The 21,524-nt window shown below is 45.2% G+C and carries 17 protein-coding genes; 9 read left to right on the top strand and 8 right to left on the bottom strand.

Annotated elements, in window-relative coordinates; genetic code table 11:
• The first annotated feature begins 59 nt into the window (after positions 1 to 59).
• The 3 genes from KI655_RS12190 to KI655_RS12180 are packed head-to-tail and all read left to right on the top strand — an operon-like array spanning position 60 to position 2,549.
• The gene (locus tag KI655_RS12190; RefSeq protein ID WP_285405687.1) at positions 60 to 803 is read left to right on the top strand and encodes a 5-oxoprolinase subunit PxpA; all 744 of its coding nucleotides are present in this window, start codon (positions 60 to 62) and stop codon (positions 801 to 803) included.
• Between the two features lie 47 nt (positions 804 to 850).
• Complete coding sequence (locus KI655_RS12185) at positions 851 to 1,618, top strand: allophanate hydrolase subunit 1 (protein ID WP_373417254.1); 768 nt, start codon at positions 851 to 853, stop codon at positions 1,616 to 1,618.
• Positions 1,611 to 2,549: a biotin-dependent carboxyltransferase family protein gene (locus KI655_RS12180; protein ID WP_285405272.1), complete on the top strand. Its 939-nt coding sequence runs from the start codon at positions 1,611 to 1,613 to the stop codon at positions 2,547 to 2,549. Before KI655_RS12185 ends, KI655_RS12180 begins: the two co-directional genes overlap by 8 nt.
• 144 nt (positions 2,550 to 2,693) lie before the next feature.
• Here KI655_RS12180 and KI655_RS12175 read toward each other — a convergent pair whose 3' ends face one another.
• The 3 genes from KI655_RS12175 to KI655_RS12165 all read right to left on the bottom strand — a co-directional run bounded on the left by KI655_RS12175 (position 2,694) and on the right by KI655_RS12165 (position 7,884).
• The gene (locus KI655_RS12175) at positions 2,694 to 4,154 is read right to left on the bottom strand and encodes an FAD-dependent oxidoreductase (RefSeq protein WP_285405270.1); all 1,461 of its coding nucleotides are present in this window, start codon (positions 4,152 to 4,154) and stop codon (positions 2,694 to 2,696) included.
• A 618-nt stretch (positions 4,155 to 4,772) separates the two neighbouring features.
• The gene (locus KI655_RS12170) at positions 4,773 to 7,208 is read right to left on the bottom strand and encodes an ABC transporter permease (RefSeq protein ID WP_285405268.1); all 2,436 of its coding nucleotides are present in this window, start codon (positions 7,206 to 7,208) and stop codon (positions 4,773 to 4,775) included.
• Between the two features lies 1 nt (position 7,209).
• Positions 7,210 to 7,884 carry an ABC transporter ATP-binding protein gene (locus KI655_RS12165; RefSeq protein ID WP_285405266.1) on the bottom strand — a complete coding sequence of 225 codons (675 nt, stop codon included), beginning with the start codon at positions 7,882 to 7,884 and terminating at the stop codon, positions 7,210 to 7,212.
• Here KI655_RS12165 and tesA point away from each other — a divergent pair.
• The 5 genes from tesA to mrdA all read left to right on the top strand — a co-directional run bounded on the left by tesA (position 7,883) and on the right by mrdA (position 15,872).
• Positions 7,883 to 8,488, top strand: a complete 606-nt coding sequence (gene tesA, locus KI655_RS12160) for a multifunctional acyl-CoA thioesterase I/protease I/lysophospholipase L1 (RefSeq protein ID WP_285405265.1) — start codon at positions 7,883 to 7,885, stop codon at positions 8,486 to 8,488. The genes KI655_RS12165 and tesA overlap by 2 nt on opposite strands.
• An 81-nt stretch (positions 8,489 to 8,569) precedes the next feature.
• Entirely contained in the window at positions 8,570 to 9,769 is a 1,200-nt protein-coding gene (gene fabV, locus KI655_RS12155) for an enoyl-ACP reductase FabV (protein WP_285405264.1), read from the top strand.
• A gap of 190 nt (positions 9,770 to 9,959) precedes the next feature.
• Complete coding sequence (locus KI655_RS12150; RefSeq protein ID WP_285405263.1) at positions 9,960 to 11,867, top strand: GGDEF and EAL domain-containing protein; 1,908 nt, start codon at positions 9,960 to 9,962, stop codon at positions 11,865 to 11,867.
• 163 nt (positions 11,868 to 12,030) lie between these two features.
• Positions 12,031 to 13,686: an ABC-ATPase domain-containing protein gene (locus tag KI655_RS12145; protein ID WP_285405262.1), complete on the top strand. Its 1,656-nt coding sequence runs from the start codon at positions 12,031 to 12,033 to the stop codon at positions 13,684 to 13,686.
• Between the two features lie 287 nt (positions 13,687 to 13,973).
• Complete coding sequence (gene mrdA / locus KI655_RS12140; RefSeq protein ID WP_285405261.1) at positions 13,974 to 15,872, top strand: penicillin-binding protein 2; 1,899 nt, start codon at positions 13,974 to 13,976, stop codon at positions 15,870 to 15,872.
• Between the two features lie 59 nt (positions 15,873 to 15,931).
• Here mrdA and KI655_RS12135 read toward each other — a convergent pair whose 3' ends face one another.
• Entirely contained in the window at positions 15,932 to 16,552 is a 621-nt protein-coding gene (locus KI655_RS12135; RefSeq protein ID WP_285405260.1) for a DNA-J related domain-containing protein, read from the bottom strand.
• A 225-nt stretch (positions 16,553 to 16,777) separates the two neighbouring features.
• A complete protein-coding gene (locus tag KI655_RS12130; RefSeq protein ID WP_285405259.1) occupies positions 16,778 to 17,617 on the bottom strand; it encodes an isopenicillin N synthase family oxygenase in 840 nt (279 codons plus the stop codon).
• Between the two features lie 202 nt (positions 17,618 to 17,819).
• Here KI655_RS12130 and KI655_RS12125 point away from each other — a divergent pair, with 202 nt between their 5' ends.
• A complete protein-coding gene (locus KI655_RS12125; RefSeq protein ID WP_285405258.1) occupies positions 17,820 to 18,452 on the top strand; it encodes a DUF2238 domain-containing protein in 633 nt (210 codons plus the stop codon).
• Positions 18,453 to 18,528: 76 nt separating this feature from the next.
• Here the strand turns inward: KI655_RS12125 and KI655_RS12120 are convergent, their stop codons facing one another.
• Genes KI655_RS12120 through KI655_RS12110 form a run of 3 tightly spaced genes read right to left on the bottom strand, consistent with a single transcriptional unit; the run spans position 18,529 to position 21,387 of the window.
• A complete protein-coding gene (locus KI655_RS12120; RefSeq protein WP_150896419.1) occupies positions 18,529 to 18,780 on the bottom strand; it encodes a hypothetical protein in 252 nt (83 codons plus the stop codon).
• Between the two features lie 12 nt (positions 18,781 to 18,792).
• Positions 18,793 to 19,686: a DMT family transporter gene (locus tag KI655_RS12115; RefSeq protein WP_285405257.1), complete on the bottom strand. Its 894-nt coding sequence runs from the start codon at positions 19,684 to 19,686 to the stop codon at positions 18,793 to 18,795.
• 9 nt (positions 19,687 to 19,695) lie between these two features.
• Positions 19,696 to 21,387, bottom strand: coding sequence for an SgrR family transcriptional regulator (locus KI655_RS12110; protein WP_285405256.1), 1,692 nt, complete (start codon positions 21,385 to 21,387; stop codon positions 19,696 to 19,698).
• Positions 21,388 to 21,524 lie beyond the last annotated feature (137 nt).

Raw genomic sequence — 21,524 nt, 5'->3', positions numbered from 1 at the left:
TTTAAATGCACGATTTAGTAGAACGTCTACAAAGGATATAAATGAAGGAAAATCTTTCTGTGACAACAAAAGTGCTACTGAACTGCGATATGGGTGAAAGCTATGGCAGTTGGACGATGGGCGATGACGAAGCCGTTATGAAATGGGTAGATATGGCGAATGTGGCCTGTGGGTTTCATGCGTCTGACCCACATGTCATGTCAAAAACCATCAAGTTGGCCAGCCACTATAACACCCAGATTGGAGCGCATCCGGGATATCAAGATCTCGTCGGGTTTGGTCGCCGCTCCATTCCTCATTCGATGAAAGAAATCACTGAGCTGGTGTGCTACCAAGTTGGCGCATTAAAAGCACTCTGTCAGCATCATGGTAATCAATTGCACTATGTAAAACCTCATGGGGCACTGTATAACGACATGATGGCAAACTCCCAAATCTTTAATGCCGTTGCTGAAGCCGTTGCTGGGTTTGGTATTCCGTTAATGATCCTATCTACAGCCAATAACCAAAAATTTCTTGATATCGCCGATAACTACGACTTACCGCTCCTACTTGAAGCGTTTGCTGATCGCGCCTATCTCAACAACGGTCAACTTGCACCACGATCGCTTTCTGGCGCCGTCTATTCATATCAAGATGATATCTATAACCAAGTGATGCAAATCGTGAATTACGGCTCAGTAACGACCATAGAGGGTGAGCGACTAGAAATCGAGGCCGATACCATTTGTGTGCACGGCGACAACCCTCAGTCCATCGCTTTGATTAAACGAATTAGCCAAGACATTAACGCGATACGCTAACTACGAGTCAGTTCATGGCTCAACTTCTTCTGTTAAAACGGATGCTTATGAAGAAAACACAATTTGATGTAGTAATTGACCCGGTTGCAGAGTGTAGTGTCATGATCAAGATTGATCTTAAGGAAAGTAAGAGATCAGCAACAGATTCGCAACAACCTCACTCTGCAGAGGTTACTTCTGATATATCGGTGTACGTCGCGTCTATTTCCCAACAGATAAGGGAAACCTTTGGCACGTATCTAATGAACGTCACGCCTGCGTATCACACTATTTTGGTAGACTACCTTCCGTATCGAATTTCTGAGCCAGAGTTTATACGCCAGTTACACCAATTAGTTTCAAACCTAAACACACGTGTAAATAAACATTCTGCCCCTGTTGTGATGATACCCACTTACTATAGCGAACAAACCGCGTTGGATTTACCCCGCTTTCAACAACAAGGACTATCACTCGATAAACTGATTGAGCTGCATACTCGTATTACCTACCAAGTCAGCGCCGTCGGTTTTATGCCGGGTTTTGCGTTTCTTTCGGATGTTTCTCCAGAGCTTTGTATGCCTCGCCACCAAACCCCAAGATTATCAGTTCCCAAAGGCAGTGTTGGCATCGCAGACAGCAAAACCGCTGTTTATCCAGATCAGTCCCCGGGAGGCTGGAACATTATTGGGCGTACTCCTATTCAACTATTCGACACTAAAGCGACACTAGACCAACTCAATCAAGGGGCTTTTTTCAATGTTGGCGATAAAGTGAAGTTTGAAGCGATCAGTAAGCAAGAATTTGTTACTCTTGGAGGTTGTCTGAATGACTGAGGGTTCAATTACATTACTCAAACCAGGTCCGCTCTCTCTGATTCAAGACTTTGGGCGTTTTGGACTGTCTCACTTAGGGTTAACTCAAGGTGGCCCCGTTGATGACTACGCTTACAGTTGGGCAAATCACCTGCTTAGCAATCCAATTAATAGCCCCTCCTTGGAAATCACCTTAGGTCAATGTGCCATACAGATAAATAATGACTGCTTGATGTCGATTACCGGCGGTGATCTGCAGGCTAAGCTCGACGACCAGCCTATTGCAAACTGGTCTACGTTTGTGGCTCACAAAGGACAGACGCTCTCGTTCGGTCTACCAAAAAATGGATTACGGGCCTATTTAGCCATAAAAGGTGGGTTCAAAGTTCCTTATAGCCTCACTAGCGCATCAACGGTAGTGCGTGAAAAAATCGGCGGGTTAACCCAAGATGGCGCTGCCTGCCAAGCCGGTCAGCAGTTAGATTTCGAAACACACGCTATTGAAGCACACCAAAAACCCTTGAGTGTGACGTTCCGTTATACTCCTAACTACAACCTACCTTTGAAACTGAGAGTCATTGAAGGCTATCAATCTGAGCACTTTAGCGACAATGCTAAGTCAACCTTTTATGGCAGTACCTTTACCGTGAATCAAAACTCGAATCGTATGGGCTACCGACTGAGTGGAGAGGCGGTAGAGTCTCCCAACATCACTATGTTGTCCGAAGGGATTGCTTTGGGTGCGATTCAGATACCGAAAGACGGTCAACCCATAATATTGCTCAACGACAGGCAGACGATTGGTGGTTACCCTAAGTTAGGCTGCATAGCTCGCATTGATTTACCTCGCCTTGCTCAAGCAAAGCCTGGGCAACAGATCACCTTTACAAAAGGCGACCGCATAGGCCTACAAGATGTTTGGAGCCAATGGGCACGGTTCTTTGGTTACTAAGAATCTAGGTTACTAAAAGAAAAGCTCGTTAAAAGAAAACATTATTAGAAGAAAATCAGATCAAAAAAAGGGTGACGCTCGAAATGAGGTCACCCTTTTTGTTTGTCACTGCTTTACTCCCGTCTAGAGATAGCAAAGTAAGGATTAAGCTTGTCGGCTCTCTCCTGTTACGATCGCAAGCGCTGCTGGATAGCCTCGCTCTTGTGTTAGCGCGATCGCTCTGTGCTCAACATCATCGACATTAAGTGACATTGTAACGGGATGTGCATCTTCAATCGTCTTACTAGCCGACTGGTTGTAGAACCATTGGTTATCTATCTTCTGAGCGGCTTCTAATGTAGACGAGGCTTTGACTACTTCGAGTCTTGCGTATTTTTCACCACAGAAAGAGACGTCTGATGCACGTAAGCTCGGGTCAGTTCCCGGAATCTGCTGAGCACCAAACAGTGGCTTACCACCTACGGTTGCTGACGCAAAACTAGGGATAAACTGAGCCATGTGCTTAATCGCGGCTTGCGTTCGCTCTTCTAGCTGCTCTTCCGTCCAACCAGACACAATTTTCTTGAGTAGCTTAGCCGGAAGCTGTGGCTGAGACGATTCAACAGAAGATGAAACTAATCCTCCCTCGAACAGAGTAATGCCTTCTGTCATGCCGTGAAGCTGGAATACACCATCCGCGTAAGGCGTTAACTGTGCCATACCTTGGGGCGTGCCACGTGGCCCATGAAATATCACTTCTGGCCACTCTTCTTGATGATCTCGGCAGGCTGCCCAATCGGTCACATAAGCCGCTTTAAACTCAACCAGACGCTCTTGTTTCGAACCCACATAATCATCGACAACACCCGTTTCAAAACCGCTCGCATTAATAAGGTATTGAGAAGTCAATTGATGCTCTTCACCGTCATGATCGGAGTAACTTAACTGCCACTCATCTTCCAATTGAGTTACTGAGGACAAGCGACTGTCGGTTAACACCTCGCAGTTGCCCTGTTTTTCGAGGGATAGCTGCGCTGAAGCCGACAAGCGAAACACACTCAAGCCATATTCTTGTACCACCGCAACAGGGTATTTAAGTGTGTCTAAGTTGGTGTGCTTGGCAAATGGGATACACCAATCATCAAGAGTACGTGGATTACTAGGCTGGACCTGAGTTGATAAGGCAACCAAATCCTCTTTTTCATACAGTTTGTAGTATTCGTCTGGTTTCCCTAGCACTTGATTGTTTGGATCTTGTTCCACCAAGGATTGGTAAGCGGATTGAATCACAGCCAAGCGTGGTAACAACTCTTCTGGTTTACCACCATCGCTATGAGGTACAGCGATGACGGTTGGACGAATATTGAGCGTGTGAGGAAATAAACGAACGGTATCGATAGACTGAGCAAGAAGTTGAAGACACTGCTCTTGAGAAATATCTCGATACAAATTACCACCCGCATGCAGGTGACAAATTGGTGGACCATTGACAAGGCTTGGCCCTTTCTCCAGCAGAGTCACCTTGTATCCGCGTTCACTGAAATGAATCGCACTGGTGACACCTGCAATACCACCGCCAATGATTGCTATAGACGGTTGTTTTTTATCCATTTTGTTCTGATTCATCGGACTCTAAAGCCTAAAATTAACTACCCTGTATTCTACGTAGGATTGACGGTGAATTAAATCACATTTTTATCAAGGTCTTAGTTTGCCATCATCAGATGTCAAACTAAAAAAACAAAATTTATTGCTTGACTCAATATGTGTGAATGAAAAAAAGAACGGTGTAAAACACGCCAGATCTGGCCTAAGTACGGTCGTACAAAGGCTCAAAGATAACGCATATGACATCTTCATTAACTTATCCCTAAAGTTATCCACCGATTTTGTGGATAACTGTTGATAAGGTGCTTTTTCGTTGCGCAACCCCTTTATTTACAGGCACTAAAGACAAAAAACGTCAAAGATGAATTTATTATTACAGCCTATTAACAGGTATAAACAACCCCATGTTTGGGGAATTTATCCCCTCTTTAGTACGCCCTGTGGGTAACCCAATGATTGACCGATTTAAAATAAAAAAATGCGCCCAACGGAAAATGTTTGAGCGCACTCAGTTTAAATCGGCCTAACCATAACGTTAGCTTTAGGTCTAGCGATCACTCAGAAACCAAGTTTTTGAGGATTTCTAACGCTATACCTCTAACAATCGTAGCTAAGCTTTAAATCGTAAGCTAAACCTTAATTAAAGTCTTTCTTCATCGGCGCTAGAAGTCGCTTAATCAAGCTATTCACGACCGCGGCTAAGGTAACAAAGGTAATAACAGGCAACATCACCCACAACCCCGGATGCAAAGTCACTGGCAATTCGAAACCAAATGTCATGAGACTTGCGACACTTAGCTCTGCACCCAACGCGGCAATACTGCCCGCCACAAGAGCCATGATTCCGTACTCACACCAAATCGTATTGAGAATACGGCTTTTACTCGCCCCTAGGGTTCTATATAGGCGAATCTCTTGTTGACGCTGAGACAAACTCAAGCGAAGTAAGGTGAAGATAAGTAGAAGCCCTGCTACGACACCTAAGCCAGCCAGCACCGTAATCGACCAAACAATCTGTTTTAAAAGTTCTTGGATCTTACTCCCCATTTTACGGATATCCATCAAGCTAACCGTAGGATGGTTGCGCGACAATTGGCTTAGCATCTCGTCATGTTGGTCTTGCAGCCTAAAGCTGACCAACCAAGTAGATGGGATTGAGCTGAGCACGTCTGGGGTGAAGATAAAGTAGAAGTTTGGCTTCATCTCGCGCCACTCCACTTCACGAATCGTATTCACCTCTGCTTTAAACTGCTGGCTGTTGATTGTGAATGAGAGTTCATCACCGATTTTAAGACCAAGTTGCTCGGCTACATCTGACTCGACAGATACACCATTTTGCTCTGTCCATTGACCAGCAATCACCTCGTTATACTCAGGAAGCGTCTCACCCCAAGTGAAATTGATTTCTCGGCTAAGCGCATCTGTTTGGTCAGACGCATCGCTGTATTTATCCGCCTCAATTCCGTTGATTGTGGTTAAGCGGCCACGAATAATTGGAAAGGCTTGAGTACGCTCAACCTTGTTCGCATCAATCGTCTCTAAATACGCCTCTTTTTCATACTCAGCAATATTCAGAGCAAATGCGTTTGGCGCGTTCTCTGGAAGTGTCTGCTGCCAATCTGAAAGTAAATCACTGCGCACCAGCCAAATAATGGATAGCAACATCAGCGAAAGAGACAAAGCACCAAACTGGATACCCGTTGCTAATGGCGTTCTGTTGATTCGACTAATCGCAAGGCGCATCGCTGTCGATACACGAAGCTTCGCGATCAGCTTCAAGACTGCAATACTCGCTAAAGCAAGCACAGCGAACAGTGCAACGATACCGCCAAGGACGATCCAAACCAGCAAGTTAGTACCATACATGAGTAGCATTGGCACAACAGGAACGAGCAGCAACAAGTATTTTTTACTGTCGTTCTTACCTTGGTGGTTAGACTGAATAACGCTGATTGCCGACGTGTTCACCAGCCCCAACAAAGGAATCCCTAATGCTGGTACTCCAATGAGCACACTGGTTAATACAGATAATAACATCGGTTGATAGCCATAACTTGGTAGCGGACTTGGTAATAGGTCTCCCAAAGGGATCCGCAACAAGAACTCAAGCCCAATGCCAATAGCAATACCAAATACAACGCCAATAACCATCAGCATAAGAACTTGAATGGAAAGCCAGTGGATCACCCACTGTTTACTTGCGCCCAAGCTCTTGAGCATTGCGATGGTCTTTTGTCTGCTCGCAACGTAATGCTGGCACGTTAATACCAAGGTGGTTGCTGCCATGATCACAACAATCGCAACGGTCAATGAAAGGTATTGAGTGGTCTTATCAAACATCTCGTTGGTACGGCTTGCACTGTCTTGATTGCGCCAGCGATCGCTCGGCGTCAATTCGATAGAGTCTTGAAGAGCTTGTAAGTCACTGTCTTCACCGTTTAAGAACAGGCGGAAGCTAACACGACTACCCGGTTGGATGGCACCTGTGGCATCGATGTCGCTGCTGTGAATAAGAACAGCGGGCATCTGCTGGAACGGGTTAAAGCTGAGTCCCGGCTCCTGTGCAATACGACCGGTAATGGTCAGATCGGCATCACCAATCGTGACATTGTCACCGATATTAACCTCAAGCTGCGAAAAGATTCTCTCATCAAGCCACAGTTCACCCGGTTTAACATGGTTTTCTTGTTGGTTGTTGCTTTCTAGAAGCATCTCCCCACGCAGCGGGTAATTGCTTTCTACGGCCTTTACCGTCACCAATTGCATTCCATTATCACTGAATGCCATGGTAGAAAAACGAGTCAGCTCACTTTTGTCCAAACGTTTTTCTGCCACCAATTCTAATAGAGGTTCAGGCAGAGGGTTTGCAGAAATAAAGACGCTGTCGGCGGTTAACGCGTCTTTGCCTTGTTTAACAATCACCTGCTCCATTCGCTCTGCCAATGCGGACAAAGCAAAAACACAAGCAATGATCAGTGTCAGAGCAATAGAAACGGGCCAAAGCTGGCCGTGTCGTATCTCTTCAATGCTCCAACTGAAGAGTCGTTTGTTCAGTCCTTTTGATTGGCTCACTCTACACCTCCTCGATTTGACCAAGGTGCATTTTTAGTGTGCGCTGACAGCGCTGAGCGAGTTTAGGATCGTGTGTCACAAGAACCAGTGTCGTGCCATGAGATGCATTGAGTTCAAACAGCAGTTCTACAATCTTAGCGGCCGTTTGCTGATCTAGGTTACCCGTTGGTTCATCAGCAAATAGGATTTTTGGCTTAATCATGAAAGCGCGAGCGAGTGCCACACGTTGTTGCTCACCGCCAGAGAGTTGAGAGGGTAAATGGTCAACTCGGTCTTTCAATCCAACCGATTCCAAAAGCGCTTTGGCACGCTCAATATCTTCCTCTTCACCCTTCAATAGGCAAGGCAGAGTCACGTTTTGAAGTGCAGATAAACTTGGGATCAACAAAAAGCTCTGGAATACAAAACCGACCGACTCACTGCGAATTTGCGCTCGCTGCTCGTCATCGAGTTGTGAAAGTGGTTTATTTAGCAGATGAATTTCACCAGAACTCGGAACATCGAGGCCCGCAAGCAGTGTCATGAGCGTTGATTTGCCCGCGCCAGAAGTACCAACGATCGCCACTGATTCTCCTTCAGCAATATCGATGTCGATCTTCTCTAAGATTGTCAATTGTTCTTGATTAGTAGACACTGTCTTCGAAACAGATTCAGCTTTTATTATGGATGTATGCATGACTCGACTAATTTCCTTTTTGATTTTTATACTTTTTTCCACAACATCATTCGCGCAAAACCAAACCCTATTGGTGCTCGGTGACAGCTTAAGCGCGGGTTACAACATGGACATCAAACAGAGCTGGCCTAGCCTGTTGCCTGATGCTCTGTCGGAATACGACAAAAAAGTAACCGTGATAAATGGCAGTATCTCTGGTGATACCACGGGTAATGGCCTCTCTCGTCTGCCTCAGTTATTGTCTGAGCACACACCAGATACGGTGCTTATTGAGCTCGGTGCTAATGACGGTCTGCGTGGATTTCCACCTAAGGTGATCACTCAAAACTTAGAGAAGATAATCGAACAGATCAGAGCGGCCGGAGCTGAGCCAGTGATGATGCAGATACGCATCCCACCTAACTATGGGAAACGCTACAACGAACAATTTGAGTACGTATTTACGTCGTTATCTGATCAGCAAAATGTGCCATTACTGCCATTCTTTCTCGAGTATATCATCATGAAACCTGAATGGATGATGAACGACGGCCTGCATCCTAAACCTGAGGCTCAACCTTGGATTGCAGACTTTGTTGCCGAGAAATTATACCAGTATCTTTAGCTTTTAATGGTCTAGCTCAATCTTTTTTACATAGCTTTACGTTAACGTGACTTCATAACAGCGTTAAGTGTAAGGTTATTTATGATAATAAAACCCGTTATAAAGGGTGTCGTTGCCAAAAATGCACACCCTCTTGGCTGCCAACAAGCGGTCAAACAGCAAATCGAATTCGTAAAAAATGCCCCTCAGATCAAAAGCGGGCCTAAACGAGTATTGATCATTGGGGCGTCATCAGGCTTTGGCTTAGCAGCCAGAGTCGCCCTCACCTTCGGCGGAGCAAATGCCGACACTATTGGTGTATCTTTTGAACGCGGCCCTAGTGACAAGTCTCTCGGCAGCGCTGGTTGGTACAACAACATCTATTTCAAGCAAGAAGCCGAACGTGAAGGTCGCACTGCGATTAACATCGTCGGTGATGCATTCTCCAACGAAACTCGCTCTCAAGTGGTTGAAGCAATCGAAACCTACTTTGAAGGCGAAGTGGATCTGATCATCTATAGCCTTGCCGCGGGCGTCCGCCCTAAAGACGACAACGGTGAATTTTGGCGTTCAGCAATTAAACCTATCGGTCAGAGTGTGACAGGCAATACCATCTCTCTTGAAGATGATAGTTGGAACTCAACCACTTTAGAGGCAGCCACAGAAGAAGAAGCTGAAAGCACACTGAAAGTAATGGGCGGTGAAGACTGGCGCCAATGGGTTGATGAGTTAATCAACTCTGAGTCGATTGCTGAAGGGTGTAAAACCATCGCTTTCTCTTATGTTGGCCCTGAAGTCACCCACCCAATCTACCTTGACGGCACATTAGGGCGAGCGAAAATCGATCTTCACCAAGCAAGCCATGCTCTCAACCTTGAGTTGGCGAACTTTGGTGGTGGTGCATACGCTACGGTGTGTAAAGCGCTAGTGACCAAAGCGAGTGTATTCATTCCGGGGCTAAGCCCTTACCTATTGGCTCTTTATCAGGTCATGAAAGAGAAAGGCACCCATGAGGCTTGTATTCAACAGATGCAGCGTCTTTTCAGTACCAAGCTTTATGGTCAAGACAAGATCTCAGTTGATGGTGAGCGCTTGATTCGAATGGATGACTGGGAGCTAGAAGCAGAAACACAAGCGCATGTGTCTGAAATTTTACAATCCATGAATGAAACCAACTTTACTCAATTAGGCGATTACACGGGTTTTAAACAAGAGTTTATGCAACTCAATGGATTTGAATTCACTGGAATTGACTATACACAGCCTCTTAACACAGAAGATTTCGTAAATCTCAAGCCTTAAGTTAGTTGTTTCTCAGGTATGAGACTTGGATTCAGTTTTAAAAGCCTCTAGCAAATTGCAGAGGCTTTTTTATGTAACCTACCTATACTCTAGTTAACACTTTCATTACATCTCTAGGTGCATATTACATCGATATAGAGAGACGACAACACAGGATGTGGATCGTCTGATGACAATGACATGGAGTCCTATGAAAAAGATAAACACGCTTGATTTAGACATTCCGGGTGACATGAAAGTCGGATGGCAAAATATCGTCGACTTACTCGCTAACATCACCCACGTACCTGCAGCGCTAATCATGCGCGTGCACACCTCTTCTATTGAAGTATTCTCAGCCAGTCAATCTCAGGGTAATCCATATAAAGAAGGCGATTCTGAAGATCTCGGTCATGGGCTGTATTGCGAAACCGTGATGAAGACTAACCGCCTACTCGTCGTCCCAGAAGCGACAAAAGACCCTGTTTGGAAAAACAATCCTGATGTCGAACTTGGCATGATTTCATATTGTGGCATTCCTTTGCTGTGGCCTAATGGTGAAGTGTTTGGCACCATCTGCATTCTTGATAGTAAGGAAAACCACTACACCCCAACCTACATCCAACTCTTAGAAAGCTTTAAGCTCTCCATCGAATCTCAACTTACGACGCTGTTTCAAAATGCGAAGTTAGCTAGGCTTAATAAAGAGTTGAAATGTCGAGTACACACACGTACGCAAGACCTTGCCAGCCTTAACTACTCGTTAAACCTTGAGATAGACAAACGCAAAGCCGCAGAGCAGAAGATCAACTACCAGAAGAATCACGATTTAGGCACGGGTTTTCTCAATAGAGATGCCTTTGAATCTAGGCTGAATCTGCGGATGTCGAGCGAGCGTAAATTAAATGATCACTCGTTTGCCATTGTACATATTGGTTTTACCAACGGTAGGCGGATACAAGCGCGTTACGGCTACAAAGCATTTGATGATGTCTTGGTCGAATACCGCCGTAAACTTTCCACCATTAAAAATGTTGAAGTCCTCACGGGTCGACCAACGTCTGTCGATCTCGCCATCGCTTATACAGCGGAAGGGCTACACAATCATCTTGAATCTTTCTGTGAACAATTGGTTCAAGTAGGTCACTCTGAGTTCAGCATTGGAAAAGACAAGGTTCATCTGCACGCTTTCATTGGTTTGACGGTTACCGACAGTCAGGACAACGCAGAGACTGCTCTCAAAAAAGCGTCTGCAGCGATGTTAGCTTGTAAAGATTCCGGGCAAAAATACTGTTTCTATTCTCAAGCTTACAGTGATGATCAAATTCATCTGAACAAGATTGAAGGCTATCTATTACAAGCGGTTCGCAATGATGACTTAATGCTCTATTTCCAACCTAAGGTGTCTCCAATGACCCACAAATGGGTTGGCGCAGAAGCGCTACTACGTTGGCGTCATCCTGTCTTGGGTGACATATCCAATGAGACTCTGATTCATATGGCCGAGCAGAATGGATTGATCTTTGAAGTGGGTAACTTTGTTTTGCGCTCTGCTATCGAGAAAGCCAAAGAGTGGTCTCGACACGTTGATGATTTTAAAATGGCAATTAATGTCTCTGCCGTACAACTCAAGAATGTTCAGTTCTACGAACAAGTGGTTCACCTACTAGACACTTACCACCTCCCTGCTCAATTCCTTGAGCTCGAAGTCACAGAGAGTGGATTGATTGCCGATGAAGTTGTAGCGAAGAATACGTTAGAATCTCTGCATGACCTTGGCGTGACATTGTCACTTGATGACTTCGGTACGGGCTACGCTTCATTCGGTTACCTGAAAAAATTCCCATTTGATGCCATCAAGGTCGACAAGAGCTTTATTGACCAGATGCACAACTCTGAAGATGATACAGAGATCGTCCGCTCTATCGTTCAAATAGCCAAAAAGCTGGATTTACAAGTCGCCATTGAAGGCATAGAAAACGAGGAGCAAGAGCAGTTTATTATTCAAGAAGGCTGCGACATTGGCCAAGGTTACCTCTATGGCAAGCCGATGACGTGCCAAGAGTTTGAGCACAGCTTAGCGGATCAGAATTACTCTAACACCAGTCGCTATGCGTAATTTGGGTATTAACCCACCAATTGTCGCCAGCTCTAAGCAATTGCTGCTTTAAATTAGCGATACTTTGCAATTTAGACAGACTTTCCCTTTACTCTATAGGTGGTGATTTTTATAATCGCCGCCTTTCTATTTGTATCTTTCTCCAATTAAGGCATTTCTCGTTATGGATCAGTTGACTGCAAAGCTGAAAAAGCTCGAAAAACAAAACTACCGTGCATATCAACAAATCAAGGGTCAATACGACTTTGCTGACTTTGAACTTCACATCGACCACATTCAGGGCGACCCATACGCGTCACCTTCTCGCTTTCGTGCAACACGCGCGTGGTCTCTTACGGGTTTAGAGTGGCTGAAAGGCAAATCAAAGGTCTACCAAATTGCTGCGCGTGATTTCATCGCTCGTAGTTTTGCTGAATTCGCTAAGCAAGAATCGACAATCTCTATCGCGCTGACAGGCCAAACGGTGCTTGATAGCACTGCTGTGCTATTTACAGAGCACGGCATTGAGATCCGTTTCCGCATTAATCTACCCGCTGACGGTCGTAGTATTCTAGCGAAGAAAGCCAATAATATTATTACGTTCTACCTTCCTAAATTCATTCGCCGCGCGACGCTAGAGCGTGAACTAGATTTCGATGCGCTTGTTGAACATTGCCAAACGATTGAAGACCAAGAAGCACTTCGCTCTCAATTAGATGAACATAACCTAGCGGCATTCGTATCAAATGGCAGTGTGCTGCCACGAATCGCCGGTAACTGCGATCTACCAATGAAAGACGCAGTGGCATTTGAGGCGCCTGAATCTCTGTCTGTTACGCTAAAAACACCTAACCGCGGTGAAGTAAAAGGCCTAGGTATTCCAAAAGGTATTACGCTGATTGTTGGTGGTGGCTTCCACGGTAAATCAACTCTGTTGAATGCGGTTGAACGCTCTATCTACAACCACATCCCAGGTGATGGTCGTGAAGGCATTGTAACGGCAACGGATACCATGAAAATTCGCGCTGAAGACGGTCGTTGTGTTCATAGCTTGAATCTATCGAACTACATCAACCACCTGCCGATGAGCAAAGATACCTCAAACTTTAGTACTCAAGACGCTTCTGGTTCTACATCTCAAGCGGCTTGGTTACAAGAATCTATCGAAGCTGGTGTTCAAACACTATTAATCGATGAAGATACGTCAGCGACTAACTTCATGATTCGCGACGAGCGTATGCAGGCATTAGTTGCTAAAGGTGACGAGCCGATCACACCACTTGTGGATCGTATAGGTCAGCTTCGTGATGAAATGACTATCTCAACCATTGTTGTTATGGGCGGTTCTGGTGATTACTTAGATGTTGCGGATACGGTTATCCAAATGCATGACTACCAAGCAGTCGATGTAACTGAAAAGGCGAAACAAGTGATCGAACAGCACCCGACTCAACGTCATAATGAGTGTGAAACTGCACTAGAGATGTTCGTTCCTCGCTCTCTAAACCGCGCGTCTCTAATGAACATCCTGACCGATGGCAAGTTCCGCGTGAATGCGAAAGGCAAAGACTCTCTTCGCTTTGGTAAAGAGTTTGCAGACCTGTCAGCGCTTGAGCAACTAGAGTCAGCATCAGAAGTGAACGCGATTGGTTGGGCTTGGTTCCAATTTGCTCAACTGCCGGGCTGGTCTAATAACCCAGCAAAAGAGTTCAACACGATGTTGGAAAATGATTGGCACGCTAACATGCCGAACTACGGCGACCTGGCAAAACCAAGAACGCTAGATGTGATGGCGGCTTTAAACCGCATGCGTAAATCTCAGTTTAAATCATCAAACTAAGCGTTACCCAGCATTAGAAACCTCTCTTCGGCTCCCAAATATGGGGGCCGTTTTTATTTCTAACCCCTATTCTGTCCTCCTGACTCAAACAACAAAACTTCAAACACGCCACCAACGGAATAAACGACATAACTATCGTCCAGTCGTAACGATTCGTTTGAGTTATATCACTAAGCTTATAATTTGAAAGGCTATTAATCATGACACGGTTTTTACAAAGCTATGGTGATATTCCGATAAAGTTCCGAATTACTAAATGTAAGTAAATGTAACAAACTGAGGCTTTGATGAACCATAAACGCGTAAAAATGCGTGATCATAAAAGTGAAGTAAACCTGTTTAGAAACCGCGTCATCATCGCATTCATAGGGATTCTTTTTTTCACTCTCGTCTTGGTCGGCAACCTATACCGACTCCAAGTTCAAAACTTCGACAGCTACCAGACTCGCGCTGACGGCAATCGCATTAAAATACTTCCTATTGCGCCGACTCGAGGTCTAATCTACGACAGAAATGGGGTGTTGCTTGCAGAAAACAAGTTGGTGTTTTCGCTCACTATGATCCCAGAGCAGACAAAAGATGTTGAGACGATGCTCAGTAAGCTCAACGAATACATCCCGCTCAACGAAGAACAAATAACGCAGTTCCGAAAGCGTTATCGTAATACTCGCCGCTTTAAGTCCGTCACCATATTGGAGAACCTGACCGAAAAAGAGATCGCTAAGTTCTCTGTCCACCAATACCAGTTTCCCGGACTGTCTATCGATACTAGCCTGAAACGTTTCTATCCTAACGGAGAGGTGCTGACCCACGTCCTTGGCTACGTCGCTCACATTAATGACAATGATTTAAGGAAACTGGAAGAGCAAGGCAAAGAAGCGAATTATCAAGCTACCACCATTATTGGTAAGCTCGGCGTCGAGCGATACTACGAAGATATCCTCCACGGTCAAAAAGGGTATCAAGAAGTTGAAGTCAACAGTCGCGGTCGAATAGTAAGAACGATTCAATATGTTCCACCTGTTGCCGGTAAAGACATTGTGTTGAACATCGATCTTGAACTACAAAAGTACACGTTTGAACAACTGAACCATAGAACTGGCAGCGCCATTATACTTGACCCGCAAGACAACAGTGTCTTGGCTATGGCATCAAGCCCAAGCTACGATCCCAACCTTTTTGTTGATGGTATTTCTAGCAAGAACTATCAAAGGTTACTCAACGACCCTGCTCACCCTCTGGTCAACCGAACCACATTAGGTGTCTACCCGCCCGCATCGACTATCAAACCTTTTATGGCAATTGCAGGCTTACAAGAACAGGTTATTTCCGAACATACGGTTCGTGATGATCATGGTGTATGGCGCATTCCGGGCTCTAAATCGAATTCAAAAGCTTGGCGTGATTGGAAGCGTTGGGGGCACGGCCCAGTAGATGTAACAAAAGCGATTGAAGAATCAGTGGATTCGTTTTTCTACCAGACTGCCTTCGACCTAGGCATCGATCGTATTAGTACATGGATGAACCGTTTTGGCTTTGGTAAACCAACGGGCATCGACATTTATGAAGAAAGTAACGCCAATATGCCGACTCGAGACTGGAAGATGATGCGTTATCGAACTCCTTGGTATCAAGGTGACACCGTACCGATTGGTATTGGACAAGGCTATTGGACTTCGACTCCATTACAACTTGCTAAAGCGACCTCAGTTTTGATTAATCACGGTAAGGTGATGCCACCACACATTCTGCGTGCAACGCTAGATCATGGTGAAGACTTTAATACTCAACAGTTAGTGACGCCAGAGCCGATGCCATCGATCGATGAGGTTCCGGATAAAATTTGGGAGGTACCGATCAACGCGATGAGATTAGTGAACCACGGAAGTCGCGGCAGCGGTAGAAGAGCGTTTAAAGGGACAACCTATACCAGTGGCGGTAAATCTGGAACGTCACAAGTCTTTGGTTTAGCGAAAGATCAGGTATACAACTCAAAAGAGTTAGAAAGACACCTACTGGACCACGCACTCTATACCGCGTTTGCACCCTACGAGCACCCTGATTACGTCGCGACTGTGGTAATTGAACACGGTAATGGTGGTTCTAAGGTCGGAGCTCCTTACATACGTAAAGTACTCGATTACGCGTTTGAGCATGAAAGCGGACAGAATAAAGACCACTCATAACATCAACATTAGAGAGAGTTAAGGCAAAGCCCCACAAATCAAAATGTGGGGCCTAAATACTAACTGCGTAATACATTCCAAGCTTCACACAGGATTCTGAATTTATCGCTGTTACCCTCTTCTCTATCTGGGTGCCAACGTAAAGCGAGCTTTCTCCAACGCTTTCGTATTTCAGTCGAGGTTGCATCTAATGGCAGTTCGAATAGAGATAGAGCTTTATCTCTGTCCATGTCACCCATATGCTCGCCGCCCACGAATTTACGATAGCGGCTCCAAAACTCATTCAGTAGACGCTTAACTTCGCCCTCTTCCGCTTCGTAATTTTCCCAATGAATGTAGTAATCACGCAGCGGATCTTCAGGATCGATGGAGTGTCCATTGGCGTAATATCTGCCGTGCATGAGCTCAATGTCCATTGCTTGAACTTGTAACCAACTCTCTGGAAACAGTGTCTCTTGCAATTGGTATAGCGCATTCATGATCAGGAAATTTTTCTTGAAGAGATCTTTTTCTGGCTTGGCATCCAAGATAGGCACAAGATCGAGATCATTGAGGTGGGCTGCCAGCGTATGCACCTTCCAGCCACTCGGCTGTTTCTTTAGGACTTCCATGATCGGCCAAAGCAGCGGGTTTTCCATATGAGCATGAAATGGCGTTGTCACGTCTTGTTGTTCTAACATAATATGGAGCCAGTTTTATAATGCAGGTTGGTTCATATATACATTGAAAGCCATCAATTGCAGTTTGTCGAGGTTTTATCAGTAACTTTCAACGCTTCTGCCCAATAAATGATTGAATTAACCTATTGAATTTCAAGTCTCAATCTCAGCTAACCTTGGTTAATCGGTACAAAAAAGCCAGCTGACGCTGGCTTTAATTTTTACTCTAATACGTTCTACGAAACGTTAGATTACACCTAGCTCGCGTAAACGCTCCATCAGGTAATCGTTTGCCGTGTACTTATCAGACAACACCACTTCTGGTTTCGGGTGTAGGAAAAGTGGTAGAGAAATACGAGACTTCTCTTGGCGCTCACCTGTAGGGTTAATTACGCGATGTGTCGTTGATGGGAAGTAGCCACCCGACGCTTCTTGAAGCATGTCACCGATGTTAATGATTAGGTTACCGAAGTCACACGGCACGTCTAACCATTGGTCGTCTTTCGTTTTCACTTGAAGACCAGGTTCGTTCGCTGCAGGAAGAACCGTAAGTAGGTTAATGTCTTCGTGAGCGGCTGCGCGAATTGCACCCGGCTCTTCATCACCCTGCATTGGTGGGTAATGCAGAACGCGAAGTAGCGTCTGTTCACTACCGTTGATCATTTCAGATAGCGCGATAGAGAATTTCTCTTGAACTTCTTGAGGAGCATGCGCTTCAACCCAACCCAACAACTCTTGAGCAAATGCGTTTGCACGCGCATAGTAATCTAAGATCTGCTCTTTCAGTTGCTCTGGGATTTGGCCCCATGGGTAAACGTGAAAATACTCTTTAATGTCTTTTACGCTGTGTCCTTTAGCGACTTCTGAAACAGAAGGTGGAAAGTATCCGTCTTGTGTATCAACATTAAACTGAAAATCGTTCTTTTCTTCTGTCATGAAGAATTGGTACCAATTTTCATAGATTGATTCTACGAGTTCTTTAGGGATTGGGTGATTCTTCAAAACACCGAAGCCGGTTTCACGTAGTGAGCGAACAAATTGCTCTGCTGCATCGTCAGCAAGATAATCGACAGTTTCCAGTTTCATGACTTTCTTTCTAGTTATGTATGTAGTGAACGTGGATTTTAGGGGGCGCTTTGTCGTAAATCAAACTTTTGTGAAACTCTCGCAATCGTTTGTCTAGATACTGGGCGCTCACACGCCTTTTCAACACATTCTGTAAATTGAAAATCAATTGAACAGTGTTCATAATTATGAAAAGATGTTCAAAATTTATCGAGGACTCATTATGACAGCCACCACCGAACCACTGCATACGCCAATTGCTAAGAATCGTTCGCTCTTGCTACTGACTGCACTCTATATCGCTGTGTTTCTGTTTTCGGCCATACAGCCTTCGTCGCGAGCAGTATGGGTCGCCGAAATCATCCCAGCGGTTGGTATTCTCGCAGGTATCTGGTGGTTCTCTCGTAAGCTTACTTTCTCTAACACCGCGTATGTCTTGATGTTCATTTGGCTTGCTCTGCACACCATCGGCGCTAAATACACCTTCGCAGAGGTGCCCTTTGATTGGTTCAACCAAATGATCGGTTCTGAGCGCAATAACTTCGACCGTGTCGCTCACTTCTCGATTGGTTTGTACGCCTACCCGCTTGCTGAATACCTCATTCGTAAAAAGCTTTCGTCGCCGATGATTGCAGTTTGGTTCTCCCTATTTGCGATCATGAGTGTGGCCGCTGGTTATGAAATCATTGAGTGGTGGTATGCAGAGCTGGCTGGTGGCGACGAAGGCATCGCGTTTTTAGGCTCTCAAGGAGATATTTGGGATGCTCAAAAAGATATGTTGTGTGATACATCAGGCGCTATCGTTGCGTTGATAATCATGAAGCTACAAGGCCGAATAAGTGAGCCCAAAGCATAGCGGTCAACAATCAGGCTGTAATAATTCAAACTAAAACAAAGGAGCACTGTAAAGTGCTCCTTTGTTTATCCATCTCTTATTTCATAGTGACCTTTCCGCCAATCATCTTAAACGCAGGAGTTCCTCTTACTAGCGTATCTCTGGCGAATTCGATCCCGCAGCTTGGGCAGTGACAAGGGGTCGTTGTGTAGTCTTCAACGATCCTCTCTTTAAAGCACTTCACTAATGCCCCCTTGCCACCTTTTCGGTACTTGAAGAGTTGCGTCTTACATTTGGCACAGAAGATCTGAACCGTTTTGCTTGGTTGTTTCTTGTTAGGTTTAGCCATAAATGTTCGAGATTAACTGTTTTTTGGAGCAAAGATTACTGCCGCGATACCGACAAAAATGATTCCGGATGAAACAACAAACTGCAGCGTGATGGGTTCGGATAAAAATACAACACCACCGAGAGTTGCAATGATGGGCACGCTTAACTGCGCCACAGAGGCCGTCAATGTGCTTAGTTTTTTCACTACTTGATACCAGAGTGTGTAGCCCATCGCTGAGGCAAACACACCAGACAATAGAGCGTAAGTGACACCAGAACTGTTCATAAACATCGAGTCAGACATCACTTCATTTAATGAAACAAGGACAAGCAACACAAGAGATGCCAACCCTGCATAGCTAAAGTTGATCATAGTAGCATGCAGTGGATCATTCACTTTTCGTCCGGCCAAGGTATAATATCCCCAGCCAACCCCTGCTAACATCATAAGGAAGGCGGCTTTAAAATCCAAAGCGTGTTGTTGGTTATCAGGCCAAAGTAGTATGACCAAGCCGCTAATCGCAATCGCACACCCAAACCACTCTAGTAACGACATTCCTCTTGCTTGAATCAAGTGCGCAACCACCATAGTCAGTTGCACCATCACAAACAAGATTAAGGCACCTAACCCAGCTCCGAGCGCTACATAGGCATAGGAAAAACCAAACATATAGACGATCAACGCACCAATTGAAATTGGATTGCCCTTCCATTTCAGTGGCTGACTATTTTTTCCACCAGCAGGTTGCTGTTTTGAGCGATTCACCGCCCAGTAGATCAGTACTAAGGTAATGGCACCGGAGACAATACGAATCAAAGAGAAACTCAAAGGGTCGATACTATTGTCCGCGAGTGCCCATCGACACAATACAGAGTTGGCAGCAAAGGCAATCAGAGTAATAAGCGTAAGAAACAAAGTAGACATAATGAGCCTTTAACCGAGATCGGGCTTATTCCAAACCTGACTAAAATCGAACCAACCTAACGCATTACATTTGGCATTTTGCAGCGTACCGCACTGATCCTTGTTTACTCCAAGCCAGCAGTGAAACATTGGGATTAACTGATTACTGTGAACCAGTTTTTTACCAAGCTGACGAGCTGGGAATGTTTCGTATTCACCGGCGCGCCACTGTTCAACCATGGTGCACCACTGATCAAACTCATCTAACGGGCTCGACTCTTCAATAAAGCTGTAATCCATTAGCCAACCAACCAGAGCATCATCGCGATTGTTAGCGATTCCCATCGGGTTAATCCAAATATCGACATCGTCGGCATGTGGTGGGTCCATGTCGTAACCAAACAGCTCAACCGCGACGCCATATTGTTTTAGAACAGCTTCAATAGCGTGTGCCAAGGTTGGGAACATTGGGTGTTGGCGCTGAAAGGCAATTTTAATCACTGGCTTTGTAGAAGACTGCGGACAAACAGGAGGAGCGAGCTTCACATCATACCAACCCGGCTTGAGACCATATGCGTGTAAAACGCCGAGATCAATGACCGTCTCTTTAGGGATATGAGTAAACAGATCTGCGGCATTCAGAGCATTAGAGAGGAACTCCGCCCATAGTGGATTCTTAGCAATGCCCTTCTGACGGTTAAGCAATAGATACGTGCAACCCGGATCCAGCTCAACCTCATCACTATCACCGCGATCAGCCATTACTGGCTTTGAGAGACTTGGATAGACCATCGAAGAGTAAGCCTCATCGACTACCCACACTTCCACTCTATCTATCAGTGGTCGGAACCCAAAATATCCATCAAAGGCATGAAGGATCAATTGTTGGTCATCGTTCTTCTCAACTCGATAAGGGCCGGTACCAATCGGGCGGATATCATAGTCATCGCCACGTAAACTTGAAGGTAAAGTGACTTTGGCGATCGACTCGGTTAGTGCAAGAGGAAAATACTTATCTGGGCGAGTCAGGTAGACATCAACGACACAGTTGGCCGGAGATTCCACGCGCTTAATGTGCGAGAACATGTTAAGACTCTCTAATGAGTCAAGCGTCTCAACAATATGGCTGGTTTGAAGTAGTTCTCCGTTATGAAAACGGACACCCGGACGAATGAAGAAACGCCAATGATCATCTTGTACCTTTTGCCACGAATGAGCGAGATCGGGTTGAAGTTGATCGTTGTCATCAAGCCTTGTTAAGCCACTAAATACCTGACGGGCTATGTGCTGCTCTGAACGACGCATAGATTTGGCAGGGTTGAGCATCGACAGTGGACGATAGTAAGGCAAGCGGATCACCTGCTCACCTTCTTGGTATTGCACACCTAAATAGTTCTGAATTACTTGAGTGAGTTTAGCGGCATCCCTATCCAAGACGTTAAGTGCTTGACCAATTTTTCCGTCTTCAAGGTAGCGACGCGCTAATGTTTCGCTGACGTCATTACGGTTTTGCTTAAAGATTAGCTTAGATTGCTTGCCTCGACCGGCTGCTGGTTGCCATTCAATCCACTCTTCTTCTTCGAGTTTGTTTAATACCATACGAGCATTACGGCGAGTACAACAAAGTACATCCGTAATGTCATCTAACTGAACTTCTGAGTCTTTACCGTCAAAGTACTCAAATAAGGTTTCAAACTGGACGCGTAATCTAGGGCTGCTCATAAAGAGGAAATATCAACTAATTAGAATTGGTTTCAGTTTCCTTATTTTAGTCAATGAAATCAACAGATACCTAACGAATTTGCGTAGTATTGTCTTAATTAACACGCAACAAAAAGGCGCTCAATCATGAGCGCCCA

This window comes from Vibrio sp. D404a (genome assembly GCF_030248535.1).
Classification (GTDB): Bacteria; Pseudomonadota; Gammaproteobacteria; order Enterobacterales; family Vibrionaceae; genus Vibrio.
This window is presented reverse-complemented; position numbering and strand designations above follow the sequence as displayed.